At 38.8% G+C, this 16,935-nt stretch carries 13 protein-coding genes; 9 read left to right on the top strand and 4 right to left on the bottom strand.

The genetic code is table 11. The features are described 5' to 3' along the window. Positions 1-177 precede the first annotated feature (177 nt). The gene (gene groL / locus HXT58_RS02850; RefSeq protein ID WP_004119509.1) at positions 178-1,803 is read left to right on the top strand and encodes a chaperonin GroEL; all 1,626 of its coding nucleotides are present in this window, start codon (positions 178-180) and stop codon (positions 1,801-1,803) included. Positions 1,804-1,905: 102 nt separating this feature from the next. Here groL and HXT58_RS02845 read toward each other — a convergent pair whose 3' ends face one another. Beyond that, positions 1,906-2,199, bottom strand: a complete 294-nt coding sequence (locus tag HXT58_RS02845) for a WXG100 family type VII secretion target (RefSeq protein ID WP_004106739.1) — start codon at positions 2,197-2,199, stop codon at positions 1,906-1,908. A gap of 53 nt (positions 2,200-2,252) precedes the next feature. Between HXT58_RS02845 and HXT58_RS02840 the strand changes: the two genes are divergently transcribed. The 6 genes from HXT58_RS02840 to HXT58_RS02815 all read left to right on the top strand — a co-directional run bounded on the left by HXT58_RS02840 (position 2,253) and on the right by HXT58_RS02815 (position 10,705). Then, positions 2,253-3,158, top strand: a complete 906-nt coding sequence (locus HXT58_RS02840) for a hypothetical protein (protein WP_410295858.1) — start codon at positions 2,253-2,255, stop codon at positions 3,156-3,158. A gap of 79 nt (positions 3,159-3,237) precedes the next feature. Beyond that, complete coding sequence (locus HXT58_RS02835) at positions 3,238-3,978, top strand: response regulator transcription factor (RefSeq protein WP_004106736.1); 741 nt, start codon at positions 3,238-3,240, stop codon at positions 3,976-3,978. 2 nt (positions 3,979-3,980) lie between these two features. Continuing rightward, on the top strand, positions 3,981-5,930 hold the full coding sequence (locus tag HXT58_RS02830; protein WP_410295857.1) for a sensor histidine kinase: 1,950 nt from the start codon (positions 3,981-3,983) through the stop codon (positions 5,928-5,930). Between the two features lie 191 nt (positions 5,931-6,121). Further along, positions 6,122-6,511: a cold-shock protein gene (locus HXT58_RS02825; RefSeq protein ID WP_004106732.1), complete on the top strand. Its 390-nt coding sequence runs from the start codon at positions 6,122-6,124 to the stop codon at positions 6,509-6,511. 17 nt (positions 6,512-6,528) lie between these two features. After that, positions 6,529-7,947, top strand: coding sequence for a DUF3027 domain-containing protein (locus HXT58_RS02820; protein ID WP_410297079.1), 1,419 nt, complete (start codon positions 6,529-6,531; stop codon positions 7,945-7,947). A 151-nt stretch (positions 7,948-8,098) separates the two neighbouring features. Continuing rightward, positions 8,099-10,705: an ATP-dependent Clp protease ATP-binding subunit gene (locus tag HXT58_RS02815; RefSeq protein ID WP_415705943.1), complete on the top strand. Its 2,607-nt coding sequence runs from the start codon at positions 8,099-8,101 to the stop codon at positions 10,703-10,705. Positions 10,706-10,788: 83 nt separating this feature from the next. Here the strand turns inward: HXT58_RS02815 and HXT58_RS02810 are convergent, their stop codons facing one another. Beyond that, positions 10,789-10,929 (bottom strand): type IIL restriction-modification enzyme MmeI, encoded by a 141-nt coding sequence (locus tag HXT58_RS02810; RefSeq protein WP_415705945.1) that lies wholly within the window; start codon positions 10,927-10,929, stop codon positions 10,789-10,791. 280 nt (positions 10,930-11,209) lie between these two features. Between HXT58_RS02810 and HXT58_RS02805 the strand changes: the two genes are divergently transcribed. Both HXT58_RS02805 and HXT58_RS02800 read left to right on the top strand, forming a co-directional pair. Next, the gene (locus HXT58_RS02805; protein WP_415705947.1) at positions 11,210-11,974 is read left to right on the top strand and encodes a hypothetical protein; all 765 of its coding nucleotides are present in this window, start codon (positions 11,210-11,212) and stop codon (positions 11,972-11,974) included. Between the two features lie 307 nt (positions 11,975-12,281). Further along, positions 12,282-13,832, top strand: a complete 1,551-nt coding sequence (locus tag HXT58_RS02800) for a zinc-ribbon domain-containing protein (RefSeq protein WP_415705949.1) — start codon at positions 12,282-12,284, stop codon at positions 13,830-13,832. Between the two features lie 473 nt (positions 13,833-14,305). Here the strand turns inward: HXT58_RS02800 and HXT58_RS02795 are convergent, their stop codons facing one another. Beyond that, complete coding sequence (locus tag HXT58_RS02795; RefSeq protein WP_415705951.1) at positions 14,306-15,754, bottom strand: hypothetical protein; 1,449 nt, start codon at positions 15,752-15,754, stop codon at positions 14,306-14,308. Next, positions 15,751-16,764, bottom strand: a complete 1,014-nt coding sequence (locus tag HXT58_RS02790; RefSeq protein WP_421775654.1) for a hypothetical protein — start codon at positions 16,762-16,764, stop codon at positions 15,751-15,753. Before HXT58_RS02790 ends, HXT58_RS02795 begins: the two co-directional genes overlap by 4 nt. Between the last annotated feature and the right edge of the window lie 171 nt (positions 16,765-16,935).

The raw sequence follows: 16,935 nt of genomic DNA, 5'->3' as shown, positions 1-16,935 counted from the left end.
GGTTAGAATTATTTCTAACCGGTTTTTGTGTATAAACGCCAAAAAAGTTGGCACTCGGGTACATAGAGTGCTAATCTTCAAATTAGCACTCAAGCCTTGAGAGTGATAATAAGCAGCTGACGGCTTATTACTCAAGATTGCAGTGAAAAGTCCATAAATAACGTATGTGGAGGAATAATGGCAAAGATTATTGCCTATGAAGAGGACGCCCGTCAGGGTATGCTCGCAGGTCTTGATAAGCTTGCAGACACTGTTAAGGTTACACTTGGTCCAAAGGGTCGAAACGTTGTGCTTGACAAAGCCTACGGCGCTCCAACCATTACTAACGATGGTGTTTCTATTGCTAAGGAAATTGATCTTGAAGATCCATACGAGCGTATTGGCGCCGAACTTGTTAAAGAAGTAGCTAAGAAGACTGATGACGTTGCAGGCGACGGAACCACAACTGCTACTGTTTTGGCACAGTCTTTGGTGCATGAAGGTTTGAAGAACGTTGTTGCAGGAAGCAACCCAATTGCTCTTCGTCGCGGCATTGAAAAGGCTGCTGAAGCAATCGTTAAGGAATTGCTTGCTTCTGCAAAGGATGTTGAGACCAAGGAACAGATTGCTGCTACTGCTACGATTTCTGCAGCTGATCCTGAAGTTGGCGAAAAGATCGCTGAAGCTTTGGATAAAGTCGGTCAGGATGGTGTTGTCACAGTTGAAGACAACAACAAGTTTGGTCTTGACTTGGACTTCACTGAAGGTATGCGCTTTGATAAGGGTTATATTTCCCCTTACTTCGTCACTAACGCTGACGATCAAACTGCTGTTCTTGAAGATCCATACATTTTGCTCACTTCTGGCAAGGTTTCAAGCCAGCAGGATATCGTCCACATTGCTGAGCTTGTTATGAAGTCTGGTAAGCCATTGCTTATTATTGCTGAAGATGTTGATGGTGAAGCATTGCCAACGCTTGTTTTGAACAAGATTCGTGGAACTTTCAATACTGTTGCTGTTAAAGCTCCAGGATTCGGCGATCGTCGTAAGGCTATGCTCCAGGATATGGCTATTTTGACCGGTGCACAGGTTGTGTCCGACGATCTTGGTTTGAAGCTTGATTCAATCGATGCTTCTGTTTTCGGTCATGCAGCTAAGGTGATTGTTTCTAAGGATGAAACAACTATCGTTTCCGGTGCTGGCTCAAAGGAAGATGTTGATGCTCGCGTAGCTCAGATTCGCGCCGAAATTGAGAACACTGATTCTGATTACGATCGCGAAAAGTTGCAAGAGCGTCTTGCTAAGCTCGCTGGTGGCGTTGCTGTTATTAAGGTTGGCGCTGCTACTGAAGTCGAAGCTAAGGAACGCAAGCATCGCATTGAAGATGCAGTTCGTAATGCTAAGGCTGCCATTGAGGAAGGTTTGCTTCCAGGCGGTGGCGTAGCTTTGGTTCAGGCTGCTGCGAAGATTGAAAAGACACCAGCTATCACAGAGCTTAAGGGTGAAGAAGCTACAGGTGCTGCGATTGTGTTCCGTGCTGTAGAAGCTCCAATTAAGCAGATCGCTCAAAACTCTGGTGTTTCTGGAGACGTCGTTCTCAACAAGGTACGCGAACTTCCAGAAGGCGAAGGCTTCAATGCTGCAACTAACACTTACGAAGATTTGATGGCTGCCGGCGTTACTGACCCAGTTAAGGTAACTCGTTCTGCTCTACAGAATGCAGCTTCTATTGCTGGTTTGTTCTTAACTACTGAAGCTGTTGTTGCCAACAAGCCTGAGAAGGCAGCTGCTGCACCACAAGCTGGTGCCGACATGGGCTACTAAATAAAAAATAAAAGTGGCTCAAAAGTCTAAAACTCAATAGTTTAAGTAAATGGCGGCATGCTCAATGTAAGCGTGTCGCCATTTACTTTTTCATCACATTAATCAGCTCATCCCAAATAACGAAGTAGCTTGCGTTTCAGCATCAAGATACACTCCTGATGCATGTTGCATAGCTTGCTGAATTGCTTCTAGCGATTGTTCCATTTGTTGTTGCGCTGCTCGCCATTGCTGAGCGGTCGACGCAAATCGTGTAGCCGCCGATCCAGTCCACACGCTTTGTAATTGCTGTAAATTGGCATACATCCCGTTGACTGCATCTCTAATTGCACTAACCGAGGTTCCAACGGCTGCCGCAGCCTGCTGAATTTGCTCTGAATCAACTCGAAATTGTGCCATATTTCCCCTCCATTTGTTTTGCGTCTAAATAAACGCTTCTTTATAAATTATTTTTGCGAAACATTTCACATAAATTAAGCAAAGATTTTTATAATGGTACTTTTACTTGTGTGATGTCACGCTATTATGAATATATGCCATCAAAAAAGTACGAAAAAGATTTATGCGCCAATGTGGTTAAAAGCTTAGCTTGCACGCGCGTTGCAAATTTTAACTACCAGCATCTTCACTCAAAACTATTTTTAGCTAAACGCGTATTGCTTTTATTAATGGCATTTTTATTTAGTTTTTCTTTTATTCTTCCAACTCTTCCAATAAATTCGCTCATATTTTCACCTTTAAATGGAGTAAATACAATTAATGCATATGCTGAAAGTAATGAGCAAAATTCTGGAATAGTTGCAACAGACTCAATAACAGACACAGAAAATTTGCTTGGGGATTCTGTCAGTAAAGTTGCTGACATGATTGAGACAACAAAAAAGCGTACAGGGGTAAATGTTAGGCTCTTATATTTGTCTACTTTTGGAAATACAAAAAATCCATCAAAATGGGCTAGTGATTTGTTGATTAGTACGCTTCCAGCTAAAAATACTGTGCTGCTTGCACTAGCAACTCATGATGGAAGATTAGTTGTAGCTGTTTCACCTAATTCCGATGAATGGCTCAAAAATAAAAATACTGTAGACTCGTTATCCGATGCAGCTTATAAGCCATTAGTAAGCACAACTGGAACGCATTGGGATCAATCTGCAATAATGATGATGAAACAAATAATGCGTGCAAAACGTACGTCAACAACTTCTTCTGCAAGTCTTATTTCTACAATTATTATGCTATTAATATTGTTGGCATTATTCTCAATAGTCGCGATTATTCTGTTTAGAAAGAATCGCATACAACGTCAAATACTTGCTGGTGTTAGAAAAGCTCGTAGAAGGCACGCTCGTCACAGGTAGACAAAAAATATTCGATAACTTGTTTTATTTTCAGCAATTATTCAGGAAACATTCAGCTTGATAAGTGATGCTAATCAATATGAGTAAGAACGTTGAAGCATCTATTGTCGTGGTCGATGACGAGCCATCAATCCGTGAACTTTTGGTAGCATCTTTGCATTTTGCTGGGTTTGAAGTAGAAACTGCCGCATCCGGCTCAGAAGCTGTTGAAGTAATTGAACGAGTAAATCCGAATCTTATCGTTATGGATGTTATGCTCCCAGATATTGATGGTTTTACTGTTACGAGGCGTATTCGTCAAAATGGAATTAAAGTTCCCGTATTGTTCCTAACTGCAAGAGACGATACACAAGATAAAATTATGGGTCTAACTGTTGGTGGAGATGACTACGTTACAAAGCCATTCAGCTTGGAAGAAGTAGTGGCAAGAATACGAGCAATTCTTCGCAGAACACAAGAACCTGATGAAGAAACTCATATTATAAAAGTTGCAGATCTTGAGATTAATGAAGATTCTCATGATGTAACTCGATGCGGTATGCCAATCGAACTTAGCCCAACTGAATACAAACTACTTCATTATCTTATGGACAATGAAGGTCGAGTTCTGTCAAAAAGCCAGATTTTGAATCATGTATGGCAGTACGATTGGGGCGGAGACGCAGCGATAGTTGAATCTTATATTTCTTATTTAAGAAAGAAGATTGATGGCATTGAAATTACTGACGATTCAGGAAAGCCGCAAAAAGTAGTTCCTCTTATTGAAACTAAACGTGGCATCGGTTATATGATTCGAGAACCTAAGGCAGGTCAAGCCTGATCATGCAATCTAGTAATAATAACTACGATAATGCTGAATCAACTATTAGCAACAGTACGAATAATAACTCTAAAGATGATTCAGATGTTAGCACTGCTGGAAAAAGTGTTGCGATAGTGCTAAGCGAAAATGACAAAAGAGATAAAAAACCTCGTAAAACCTGTTGGCTACGTCGTCGCATAAATACAATACCACTGAGTACGCGCTTAGTTGCATGTACTCTCGCTATTTTAACTGTAGCTGCTTTTTGCATATCACTATCGATCCAGCAGCTCGTAGGAAATTATTTGCTAGAAAAAACTGATGCACAATTAGCCGGTCAAGCGCAATTTGTTTATGACAATGTTGATTCATTGCGCATGAAAAACTCAAATCAATCTTCAGTAGGTCCGAATAATTACTTTATGCAAGTTAGGGATACGCATAATAAGATTATTTCTACTCCGTTAATACCAAAAATTAAAGGATCGATTGTTTCGGTTCCTAAACTTCCTGCAGACGGTTTTGATAGTAAAAAAATTGTTACTCACAAACCTTACACAGCACCTGCAATCGTCAGGGGAAATACCAATAAAGTCGATGCAATCACTAAAAAAGCTGCAAAATCACCATGGAGAGTTTTAGTATTAACGTGGGGTCAAAAGAATAACTATAACTCAGAGTTAAGCGTTAGCGGTTACGTCTATATTGCTTTATCTCTTAGCGATCAAATTGACACCGTTAGCACACTTACTCGTTACTGCATAATGGTAAGTATTGCAGTTATTTTGTTTGGAGCAGTATTTGCAGCAATTATTATTCAATCAGCTTTAAGACCGTTAAAACGAATTGAAAAAACAGCTTCAAAAATTGCTTCTGGAGATTTAAGCAAACGAGTTCCATCTGCTCCTGAAAATACTGAGGTTGGATCTTTAGCAGCTTCTCTTAACTCTATGCTCGCTCGTATTGAAAGAGGATTTAATGAGCAAGAAGATATGACAGAAAAAATGAAGCGATTCGTTTCAGATGCAAGTCATGAATTACGTACTCCATTGGCTGCAATTCATGGATACGCTGAATTGTATACAATGTGGCGCAACATGCCAGGAGAGCAGGAGAGAGCAGATGACTCTATTGCTCACATTAAAGCTTCTAGCGAAAGAATGACTGAGCTAGTAGAAGATTTACTTTCTTTGGCGCGTTTTGATGAAGGTCGTGGAATTAATATTTCACAGCAAGTTAGCTTGTCTCCAATACTTTCTGACGCAGCTAATGATTTACATGCACTTGATCCTGCTAGATCCGTTCAGCAAGGCTATTTGACTATCTCGGATGAGTGGAAGCTTATGAATTGCACAAATTGCAATTTTGAGCGTAAGCTCCAATTCCATGCTGGAAAACTTCCAAGTGTTATGTTACTTGGCGATGGAGCTAGATTACGACAAGTAATGACAAATATCGTAGGAAATATTCATAGATACACCCCTGTTGATTCTCCTGTAGAAATTGCAGTAGGAGTTATGAAGGCATCTATAACTCCAAATGAATTATCTAAATTACCTTCTGTAAAAGAATCACTGAAGGAGTTTTTGGAAGCAGCGGAAGTTAGCCAATCTACTGATACTGGTCATAAGTATGCTGTAATTCGAGTTGTTGACCATGGTCCTGGAGTTCCAGAAGAATCTTTATCTAGAATTTTCGAGCGTTTCTATATTGCTGACCCATCAAGAGCTAGAGAAAAAGGTGGAACTGGCTTGGGTATGGCAATTGCGCAATCTGTAGTAAAAGCACATCATGGTTTTATTTGCGCAACTATATCTTCTCCATCAGAAGCATCGACCGATTCTAAAACTAATCTTGATGACACTATGGATGGGTCTGAGCCGATAGATGTTAAACCTCATGGCTTAACTCTTACTGTAGTGCTGCCAGTTAATGAAATTGAAGATCCTTCTAAACTTGTTAGCAATTAAAATATTGGCATGAGTAACACTTGCGTAGGTTAAAAAAATTTTATTGCCCGCGTGTATGCGCTACAATGTAATAAGGAAACAAGTAATAATAATATTTGGTACACTATCTATAGACCTATCGCATATGCTGATGCTTTATGCCTTGTGCACTTCAGCGTGCGAAATGAGAATTATTTGGAGTGAGGTGTGTTATGCCCAATGGGCGCGTGCGTTGGTACGATACGCAGAAGGGGTACGGCTTTATTGTTGGAGATGATGGTAAGGATGTTTTCCTGCCAGCAGCAGCATTGCCAGTTACTGTAAAAACTTTACACAAGGGTACACGAGTTGAGTTTTCTGTAATTGAAGGTCGCAAAGGACCACAGGCGATGGGTTTGAATGTTATTGCAACAGCACCGTCGCTTGTCAAGGCTACTCGTCCTAAAGCCGAAGATATGGCGGCTATTGTAGAAGATCTTATTAAACTTCTTGATTCTGCTGGTAATGGTTTGCGTCGACGTCATTATCCATCAACTGCTGAAAGCAAAAAACTTGCTACATTGTTGCGTGCAGTGGCAGATAATTTTGACGTTCAGGAATAGTGTCTGGAATATTATTTATGACTGATGAAGTGATGGATCCACAAGAACTAGCTAGAAGTATAGCTGTGGAAACTTCAGAACGTACTGGTGCAGTAGGTGATTTTGTATCTTCTACAGAGCTTGGTGACGGAGTTACAGACTTTCGTTTCGTAAGCAATTTAGTTGGATATGAAGGCTGGCAGTGGTCAGTTACGTTGTATCATGATGAGGAAACGCAACGTTGGACTGTGAATGAATCAACGCTTGTTCCTACTGAAGATTCTTTGCTTCCACCACCATGGATTCCATGGAAAGACCGATTGAAACCAAGTGATCTTTCTGTAATGGATTCTATTGGCACATCTGAAGACGATTCTCGACTAGAAGATGGCTTCCGTCAAGTAAATAATATTGATGATAGTAATTCTGAAAAGAATATAGAATCAGCAAATTCAGATGATAATTCTGAGTCTAAAACTGAAGATGACGCTAAAGCTAATACTGAGGCTGAAGATAATACTGAAGCTAATACTAGCGAAGAAGATGCAGACACAAACGCAAACGCAAAAAAAGATATTAATCAAAATCAAGAATCTTGCGATGCAAATAATGATTTTGACGAAGATCTTGAAGAAGCTGTTTCAACGCTAAGACTGTCTCGCAGACGAGTAATGACTGCGGAAGCAATTTCGCAAACAGCTAAACGCTGGTACGCAGGTCAACATGGTCCAAAGTCGTTATCTACAAAAATTGCCGATGGCAAAGCATGTTCATCATGCGGATTCCTCATTCCTCTAGCTGGAAGTTTAGGCTCTATGTTTGGTGTATGCGCAAACATGTGGAGCCCAGACGATGGGCGAGTTGTCTCGCTTGATCATGCTTGTGGTGAGCATTCTGACATTGAACCACCTGAGCCATCGCAGCTTTGGATTCAATCTGAGCCTGCATACGACGATTATCATATTGACATTTTGCAACAAGCTCCACGAGATGAGCGAGCAGACGTTGAGCTTATTGAGGAAGCAATTGAAGACAGTAAGATGCATCGTCGTAAGCGCAGAAAATTAGATTCAAAATTGCGCAACAAAAAAGAAGCCTCAACAGACAAAGATGAACAAAATAATTTATCTGAACCTGATTTAATTGACAATTCAACTATTGACGAAAAATTATATGAAAATAATGATGACAAAAATCGTGAAATTGAAGTTAAAAATCAAACTGAAAAAATTGAAGAGACTGTAGCTAATGAATCTGAAAAATCTGAAAAATCCCAAAACGATGCAGATTATCCTGATTCTTCAGAAGTAAACTTGCTAGACGAAAATTCTGTTACAGAAGAAATACCGTTAACAGAAAAAGTTGAAGAGCCACAAGAATCTGAAGACACTTCAAAAACTACAACATCCGCATCAATGCGATTATATAAAAGAAAATCTCGCAGACAACATAAGTAATTATGCAAGAAACGAGAATATGAATATTTAGGTTCATCATTCATGACTATTGTGATGCTATGGAATGCTGTACGAATGAGTAAATATATACGACGCTTCGCGTCATGGCGACTCGTTACCATGGAATGAAAGAAAAGAACGGAAGGCAGTTATGTTTGAACGGTTCACTGATCGCGCACGACGCGTGATTGTGCTAGCTCAGGAAGAGGCTCGCTCACTTCAGCACAATTATATTGGTACTGAGCATATTTTGCTCGGGCTTATTCGCGAAGGTGAGGGCATTGCCGCGAAAGCGTTAAGCTCAAAAGGCGTAGACCTAGAAGGCACTCGCAAACAGGTTGAAGAGATGATCGGCAAAGGCACTGTTTCGCCTGCTGGTCATATTCCTTTTACGCCTCACGCTAAACAAGTGCTTGAACTGAGTTTGCGCGAAGCTCTTCAGCTTGGTCACAGTTATATTGGTACTGAGCATATTTTGCTAGGGCTTATACGCGAAGGCGAAGGTGTGGGCACGCAAGTACTTATAAAGATGGAAGTTGATCTTGGAGATTTGCGAAGCACTACTGTTGATTTAATTCGTGGAGATAATGCTCCTAACGGTAGCGAGAAGGGCGAGTTAGCTAATGCTGGAAGTGTACAAGATAAGCGAAATCAATCCGGCTCTGCTCTTCTTGATCAATTTGGACGCAATTTAACATTTGAAGCTCAAGAAGGAAAGCTTGATCCTGTTATAGGTCGTTCTGAAGAAATTGAACGCGTTATGGTTGTACTTAGCCGACGCACGAAGAATAATCCTGTGCTTATTGGCGAGCCTGGAGTTGGCAAGACTGCAGTTGTAGAAGGTCTCGCACAGAAAATCGTTGAAGGCGATGTACCTGAAACGTTAAAAAATAAGCAAGTTTATTCACTAGACTTAGGTTCAATGATTGCAGGATCTCGCTATCGTGGCGATTTCGAAGAGCGCTTGAAGAAAGTGCTTAAAGAAATTAAAACACGCGGCGATATTGTGCTTTTTATTGATGAAATTCACACTATTGTTGGAGCAGGTTCTGCTGATGGAGCTCTTGGCGCATCCGATATGCTTAAACCAATGCTTGCGCGTGGAGAGCTACAGACAATTGGTGCTACTACTACTGACGAGTATCGCAAGTATATTGAAAAAGATGCTGCTTTGGAGCGTCGTTTCCAGCCGATTCAAGTTCCAGAACCTACAATTGCTGAAACTATTGAGATTCTTAAGGGATTGCGTTCTCGCTACGAAAATCACCATCATGTAACTATTACCGATGGAGCTTTACAGTCTTCTGCTGAGCTTTCTGATCGTTACATTCAAGATCGTCACCTTCCAGATAAGGCTATTGATCTTATTGATGAAGCTGGTGCGCGCTTGCGTATTAAGCGATTGACTCAGCCACCTGAGCTCAAAGAATTAAACCATAAGATTGCTAAGATTTCCGAAAAGAAAGATGAAGCAATCAAGCAGCAAGATTTTGAAGAAGCTGCAAATCTTCGCGACGATCAAGAAAAGCTTGAGAATGAAGCTGCAGAGAAGGAAAAGGCTTGGCGCGAAGGCGAGTCTAACGTCAAGATGGTTGTTGACGAAGACATGATCGCTTCCGTTGTTTCAAGCACTACAGGCATTCCTGTAGTAAAGCTTACTCAAGCGGAATCGCAGAAGCTTCTTCAAATGGAATCTGAACTTCACAAGCGTATTGTTGGTCAAGATGAAGCTGTGTCTGCTTTAGCTCGCTCGATTCGTCGTGCTCGAGTTGGTTTGAAGGATCCTAAACGTCCTTCTGGCTCGTTTATTTTTGCCGGTCCTACTGGAGTTGGTAAAACTGAGCTCGCCAAGGCACTCGCAAACTTCTTGTTTGATGACGATAATGCCTTAATTAGAGTTGACATGTCAGAGTTTGCAGAAAAGTATGCTGCGTCTAGGCTTTTCGGTGCTCCTCCTGGATATGTTGGATATGAAGAAGGCGGCGAGCTTACTGAAAAAGTTCGCAGAAAGCCATTCTCTGTGGTGCTTTTCGACGAGATTGAAAAAGCTCATCCAGATATTTTCAACACGCTTTTGCAAGTACTCGATGACGGTCACTTAACAGACGGTCAGGGTAGAAAAGTGGACTTTAAGAATACGATCATTATTCTTACCACAAATCTTGGTACTCGCGATATTGCGAAGGCTGCAAACACTGGCTTTACACTTGGAAATAACGCTGATTCCACGTATCAGCGCATGAAAGATCAGGTTAATTCTGAGCTTAAGCGTCATTTCCGTCCAGAGTTCTTAAACCGTTTGGACGACACTATTGTGTTCCGTCAGCTTACAGAGCCAGAAGTTCGTAAAATTGTTGACATGGACGTGAAGTTGCTTAACGACAGGCTGTTTGACCGTCACATGTCTCTAGAAATTACGGATGCCGCTAAGAATTTGCTTGCACAGAAAGGCTTCGATCCTTTGCTTGGTGCACGTCCGTTGCGTCGCGTAATTCAGCGAGATATTGAGGATACTATTTCTGAAAAGATTTTGCTTGGTGAACTTTCTGACGGCGAACACATTAAGGTGGATGCTGAAGGCGAAGGATTGCTGGGGGAGTTCACAATTAAAGGCGAAAAGTTTGAGACAATAGACACAACTGCTGCTGTTGCTACTGAAGATAATAAGTCTGAAGGAAATAAATCCGAAGATAGCGAAAAGGAAGATAGCGCAGATAAAGAAGATATTACTGCTAAAGAAGATAGCAGCAAAGAATAAGTAATCTACGCAATAACTAACTGAATACACTAAAAGCCCGGCGCATAAATCTCGTCGGGCTTTTCTACTTATTCAACTTAAATTCATTCCTTAGTCATACGAATATAGGATTTGAATAGAATTTCTAGACGCTCATCGTTATTAGAGCAAGGCTTTGTAGCACCTAAAGCAACATCTACTATTTTATCTAGCTCGTTGTGAGCTTTGCGCAAATCTTGAAGCATGTAGGTCGGGTCTAGTTTCTTAACTCTTGGATACAATGAAACTTTTCCTTTTGTACTCTGAAACTGTTTGCTTTCTGTGTTATATGTTTCGCAAGCATCACGCTACTTGAGCCTTTTGTTAACACGTTAAAAATTGCAGTGGGTTAATACAAAAGAATTGCATATCAGTTTTCTGCATCAACAAATTCGTACGTACGCTGATTGTATTAAATACGTAAGCTGATTCTATTAAAATAGTTTCATAATCTTTACGCACTTTTAATGAGGAGAGTGTTTAGTTATGGGATATTCAGTTACACAACGCATTAAAAACATTAAACAACCTTATGGTGGATATTTGCCACGAAAAGAATTTGTTGAAGAATCATTAGGCGAAGGAATAGAAGACTTATACGATAAAGAGAACATTCACCCAATTTTAGTTGGTATAGTAGTTGACTACATGACTCGTTTAATGTCTGGATCGAGTGCAATAGACGCGTTTAAAATTTCCTTATTGGGCGCAATAATTATAAACGAACACGATAATGCATCGAAACTTATGTCTGGCATTAAAGGACTTGGCGATGAAGATATAGTTAACGCCGTCAAACTTGTTGGATTCGACGTATGCTTTAGATATGGTCCTATTGGCTACAGGCCTTTTGACGAAATCAATCCCGATGAGCACACAATCCAGAACATCAGAGTTATGGTTCAGCGCTCACTTCATTTTCTTGAGTGTTATGGTCCGAAGGTGCTTGACGGTTTTACGCTAGAGGGCGGTTACACTGATACGGTAAGTGCTGGCGATGGTGATTTTATAACAGCTGATACTTTGTGGGATTTTAAAGTTTCTAAAGAAAAGCTGGATAAGGATCAGACTCTTCAACTGCTTATGTATTGGCGTATGGGTTTGCATTCTATTCATCCAGAGTTTCAGAATATTAAGTACTTAGGTATTTATAATCCGCGCATGAATAAAGTCTACCGCATTGCTGTTGAAAACATATCCGAGGATGTTATACGCGAAGTTGAGAAAGATGTGATTGGATATTCGGATTAGGCGGTTTTGAGTACTTTAAGCTGTTTTGCATACTTAGTGAAGGCTATCGCGCGCTGCGGCTTTAAGCTAGTTGCTTAAGGTTTTTGAGTGTTATTTTGCGTTTATGGAAACATGTCGATAGCGTAGTGACGATTGAACAGGATAGATAATATGAAAATGCATCCACCTTGCACTCATACAAAAGCTAAATTTTTCAAGGACAAAACAATAATTGAGATAGTGGGTGTCAAAGAAAACATTCTGGTTATCATTTACATATTGAATATAATAATTTTAAAAGTAATTTATAGAGTGTATAGAGTTTATCATGGGAAGAAAAGTTTTACGAACTAAAGAAGAACTTGAAAATATTTTAACTTCGGTTGGTTTAGAGCTAGCTGAGGACTATGATTCATCTAAAAGCTATCCTAAGGATTTATATATACTTACTAAATGCAAGATTTGCAACACAGAAGCACATTATCGCATCAAGTATATTATGGAGAAAGCTAATATCGGTAAACCTATATGTAGAGCTTGTTATTGGAATGCGTTGATGAGGTCAAATTATCCTATAGCGCATATAACCTCGGGGACTATTTTTAGTAAATATAGCACTCTTGCGAATCGACGTGGGTTTGAATTAGTTAGTATCCTTAAAGATGGTTCTATAGATAATACTGGTACTATTCTGCTTGTTGTATGCAGTCATTGTGGTAGACAAATCGTTGAGGGTTGTTCATTAAAATGTTCGTGCCAAATGCATCCTAACACTGCTACTCATTACGCTCCAAAAGTGACGAGAGAAGTTCTGGAACCGGAAATAACATATGTTCAGAAAACTTTTTTATCAATTGAAGAAGCAAAAAATACTTTATGTTCTGATGTGCCTGAGTTATTGGAATCATGGGATGATGAGAGAAGCCCATACGAGACAGCAGTATACCCAACAAATTGGAGCGGTATGCGCGCAGGGGATGGGGAATATAGGTTTAAATGTAAGAAAGGGCATCATCCATATGCTTTTCCATATTCTTATTTAGAATCAGGATGCCCAGCATGCAGAGGTCAAGCAACTCTTGGCACTGGACTTTTTTTGGCAGATACGAATCCTGAGATAGCTTCTGAGTGGCTAAAAGAGAAAAACGGTGTTTATACACCTGAAAATATAAGAGATAATAGTAAGAGAATAGTATGGTGGAAGTGCATAGCTTGTGGTCATGAATGGCGATCCACCCCTAGAGATAGACAAAGAAAAGATGGACAGTTGTGTCCTAACTGTGGAAAAATTCAAGGATCAATAGCTTGGATTTATCCTAAATTAGTTGAGCAATGGGATACTTCAAATCCTGTTAGCCCTTGGTGTATTCGTCCTAATGCAAAATTAAATTTTGTGCCCTTGTGGGTGTGTGAAAACAATCATGCTCATACATATAAGGCATCTATAGTTTCTAGAATCCATGGTGCTGTGTGTCCTGAATGTACAGATTCTAATAAATCAAGGATTGAGCTTAAATACTTTGATGCTGTTCGGAAAAAAATAGGAACGGCTCGATCTGGAGCTAGATACAATTATGATAATTTTTCCTATAACTGGTCCATTGATATTTCGTTTAGTATTTATGACAAAAAAGTTGCCATAGAATATGATGGCGGATACTGGCATGAAGGGAAAATAGATGTGGATAAACGGAAAACTTCAGAGTTATTGGAGGCAGGTTTCATTGTTATAAGAATTAGAGAAGCTAATCTTCAATCACTGAACATAAAATCATCTTATTATCATGAAATTTTTGTTCAATCTGATTATAGTGATTTTGATAGTAGTATAAAATGTTTGATTGATTATATTTCAAACATTAGTAGTAATAAAAAATAGATTAATGCTTGGGTCTTTTATAAAAGTAAAATATTGAAACAGATAGCTATCTATATGAGAAGAAATACGATTAAGCAAATTGACAACTTGAAGTACGCTAGAAGTAAAAGCAGTAAGCAGTTGGACTTGTAAGTGAGCATTTGTTAGTTGGCATTCGTATTTTTTAGTAAACGTATGATGATAGATTACTCACATTTATAGAAAATGATGACAAGTCTGTTTGCTGTTGTCTAAAAGAAGCATTATGAATAAGTGCTTTTTAGAAATTTGTAAAATTAAAATATGTTATGCGTGAATCTAGCGAGAATGAACTCTAGATTTTTTCTTTTTAAGAGGTCATTTCGCTTTAAAGGTATGTGTGTTGCTTATGCAAGTGGCGTCTTGTTTTAAACATTGGCTACAATGAACAACTCTCTTTCGTTTAAAGGATCCTATATTAATTTAATCAGCTTTGATTCATCTTAATTAAAAAATCAGTTTTCTATCAATCGCTTGCAAAGCTCTATCACATTTGGGGATTTAAAATTGTATTTAAAAATGGAGGCAATAATAATCTGATTATCAGAAAAATCTCTTTTAAGTATATTCATCATTAGTTGAATATTACTTTGATCCACTTCTTTACCACTAGGTGAATCCAAAATAATCGGTAGTTTAATATGCAAATACTTCTCGATTTCAATAATATAAGCCAATCGAAAAGCAAAAACAGTTTTGTGCAATACAGCACCTGATAGTTCCTTTAAGTTGGAAGTAAACAGATATGAATACACAACAGATTCGTTGTCTCCTACACCTAGTTCAGTAACATATTTAATCATGTTAGTATAAAGAGATTTTATAACACTTGTATTAGATTTCGTTTTCCTTGATATTTCATTACGAATGAATTTTAGTGTCTTCTCCAAGCACTTTATTTTTTTATCGACAGCACTAGCATCAATAGGAACAGAAGCAATACGTCTATCAAAAATATCAATCATACTTTCTGATTCGAAAAATGCTAGTTGCTCCGCTTCGTTGTTTTCTTCTTTTTGCAAATTTGCTAATTCATGCATTACAGATCGCAACTCGGAAGAAGTAATTTTACGCTTGGCTAATAGAAAATCTATTGTATCAGAGAGTCCAATGATGCTTTCAGAAGTAACAGGAAATATTGTACCATCTGGCAGCTGAATGATTAGCTTCATTTCAGACACATACTGTTTGACTCGTTTATTATCTGAAATGCTTTTATCAATTCTCCTAAGTTCGTGTTGAAGAGACTTTTGCTGCATCAGCAACTGCGCAATAACAGCCTCAGATTCTTCAGAATATGAATCAGATGCTACTGTGCCACTTTCTGCTATGATTTCTTCACGATATTTAGCTATACTGGACATTTGTCGATATTTTGAAAGTTCCTTAGAAAACTGTATTTCTTTACGAATCAAATCACTGCAATCGCAATCTGATAATCCACGGATCAGTTCTTCGATATTAAATCGAATACTTCCAATGGCAATGCCACGATTGAGAAGAGTCCATCCTTTTTCCTGGTCAGTATAAATTGCTCCAAGAATGTTATTTAGCACATCTGTATTTTCCGTTCCAAATATCATTTTATGCAAATCATGCAATTGGTCAGGCAGTATGTACGTTTTCTTCTCGTTAGCTACAGTTGCTTCGATATAATCGTTAGAGTAGCGAGATAAGATTATGTCGCCAATATTGTCTACCAAGATTTGAGAAACAACCTCGCAATGATCAAATCTCATATTTTTAGTACTAGGTACGTTATATCCCAAAGAGTATAGTACAAAGCGTAATAAGGTTGTTTTTCCTTTACTATTCTCTTCGCTGAAAACGAGATTTACACTATCTATAAAATTAAAAGTGCGCTCAAAGAGACCTTCTTTTATCCTAATAGATTGAATAATCACAGATTTACCCCCTTCTTAATCTTGCCAATGGTAATTCTTCGACGAATCACATTGTATAAAATAATTTTCGTAAGTCCTTCTAATGTTTGTGCATCAATGTTGCCTGACGAAAATTCTGATTTGTAATTTTCCCAATAATGATCTATAAAGTCTTTACACTTTTCCATTGGATTTTTTGTACTTTGAAACTGTATATAGTCATAAAGTATTTTTGTAAAGAACTCAATGCGCTCACAGCTGGAATTAATTATTCCGCTGTATAGATGAGAAATCTCTTCATATATTCCTATTTCAAATTGATTTAAAAAATCATCATCATCACAACGGCTAATATCTGTCTCACGCACCAAGATGGGCCATATAATATCTTTTTTTGACAACTCAATAGATGGATCTTTTTTTGAGCCATTGATGAAAAGGTCATCATGCCATACCTTAAGCAACCAGTTGCCAAGACCAGGTGATAGATTCGAATCAAGGCTACCGATAAAATCATTTACCGCTTGCGTAACTGCTTTATATCGTTCTACATCACCATCGGTCTCGAACGGAAATACTTGTATAGTGAATTTCTGTAAATCAAGAGGATTCTCTATGTTAGCAAGATAATCCTTCACTATTTTCTGTGCAGAGGGTGGCAAAGTAGAAAACGTTCTATGAGTAGAAAAACCACAAAAAATACTACTTGAACCTGAATCGTTGAAAGGATCATGAGAATTGGTTATAAAAATCAACTGCTGTACAGTAGTATTGCTCGCTCCTTCCGAAAGAGAGGTCAATGCCTTTTTAAGGTTTTCTCGGACATGAGAGAAATCACAGCTACTCTTTTCAACAGCCTTTGCTTGAGCGAGAATTTTCTGATTATTAGCTAATTTCAACTCAATATCTTCATTTTTGCTCTCAAGACGAATAGATTGTAACTCCTTGATGTTTTCCAGCATGAGGATAATTGCCGCATTCCTCTGAAAATCGAAGCCAAATAACACTGCATTAGCACGTCTGCTTTTCACTGCTGCAACACCTCCATATCAAATTATTACATATTGCCTATATCACTTGTTAAATAGAAACGAATGGATTTAATGGGTTATATAATAAAAGCTCTAGGTTTTTGCACCTAGAGCTTTTCCACCGACCGAGTACTCCCAATCCATTTGTTCTAATAGTCTATCATCATTAAT

Source organism: Gardnerella sp. KA01000, assembly GCF_049244035.1.
GTDB classification, from domain to species: domain Bacteria; phylum Actinomycetota; class Actinomycetes; order Actinomycetales; family Bifidobacteriaceae; genus Bifidobacterium; species Bifidobacterium leopoldii.
Note: the sequence above shows the minus strand (reverse complement) of the source record. Positions and strands in the feature narration are given on the sequence as shown.

Coding starts and splice junctions, on each gene's coding strand:
- groL (WP_004119509.1), top strand. CDS start 178: ATGGCAAAGATTATTGCCTATGAAGAGGACGCCCGTCAGGGTATGCTC.
- HXT58_RS02845 (WP_004106739.1), bottom strand. CDS start 2,199: ATGGCACAATTTCGAGTTGATTCAGAGCAAATTCAGCAGGCTGCGGCA.
- HXT58_RS02835 (WP_004106736.1), top strand. CDS start 3,238: ATGAGTAAGAACGTTGAAGCATCTATTGTCGTGGTCGATGACGAGCCA.
- HXT58_RS02830 (WP_410295857.1), top strand. CDS start 3,981: ATGCAATCTAGTAATAATAACTACGATAATGCTGAATCAACTATTAGC.
- HXT58_RS02825 (WP_004106732.1), top strand. CDS start 6,122: ATGCCCAATGGGCGCGTGCGTTGGTACGATACGCAGAAGGGGTACGGC.
- HXT58_RS02820 (WP_410297079.1), top strand. CDS start 6,529: ATGACTGATGAAGTGATGGATCCACAAGAACTAGCTAGAAGTATAGCT.
- HXT58_RS02815 (WP_415705943.1), top strand. CDS start 8,099: ATGTTTGAACGGTTCACTGATCGCGCACGACGCGTGATTGTGCTAGCT.
- HXT58_RS02810 (WP_415705945.1), bottom strand. CDS start 10,929: ATGCTTCAAGATTTGCGCAAAGCTCACAACGAGCTAGATAAAATAGTA.
- HXT58_RS02805 (WP_415705947.1), top strand. CDS start 11,210: ATGGGATATTCAGTTACACAACGCATTAAAAACATTAAACAACCTTAT.
- HXT58_RS02800 (WP_415705949.1), top strand. CDS start 12,282: ATGGGAAGAAAAGTTTTACGAACTAAAGAAGAACTTGAAAATATTTTA.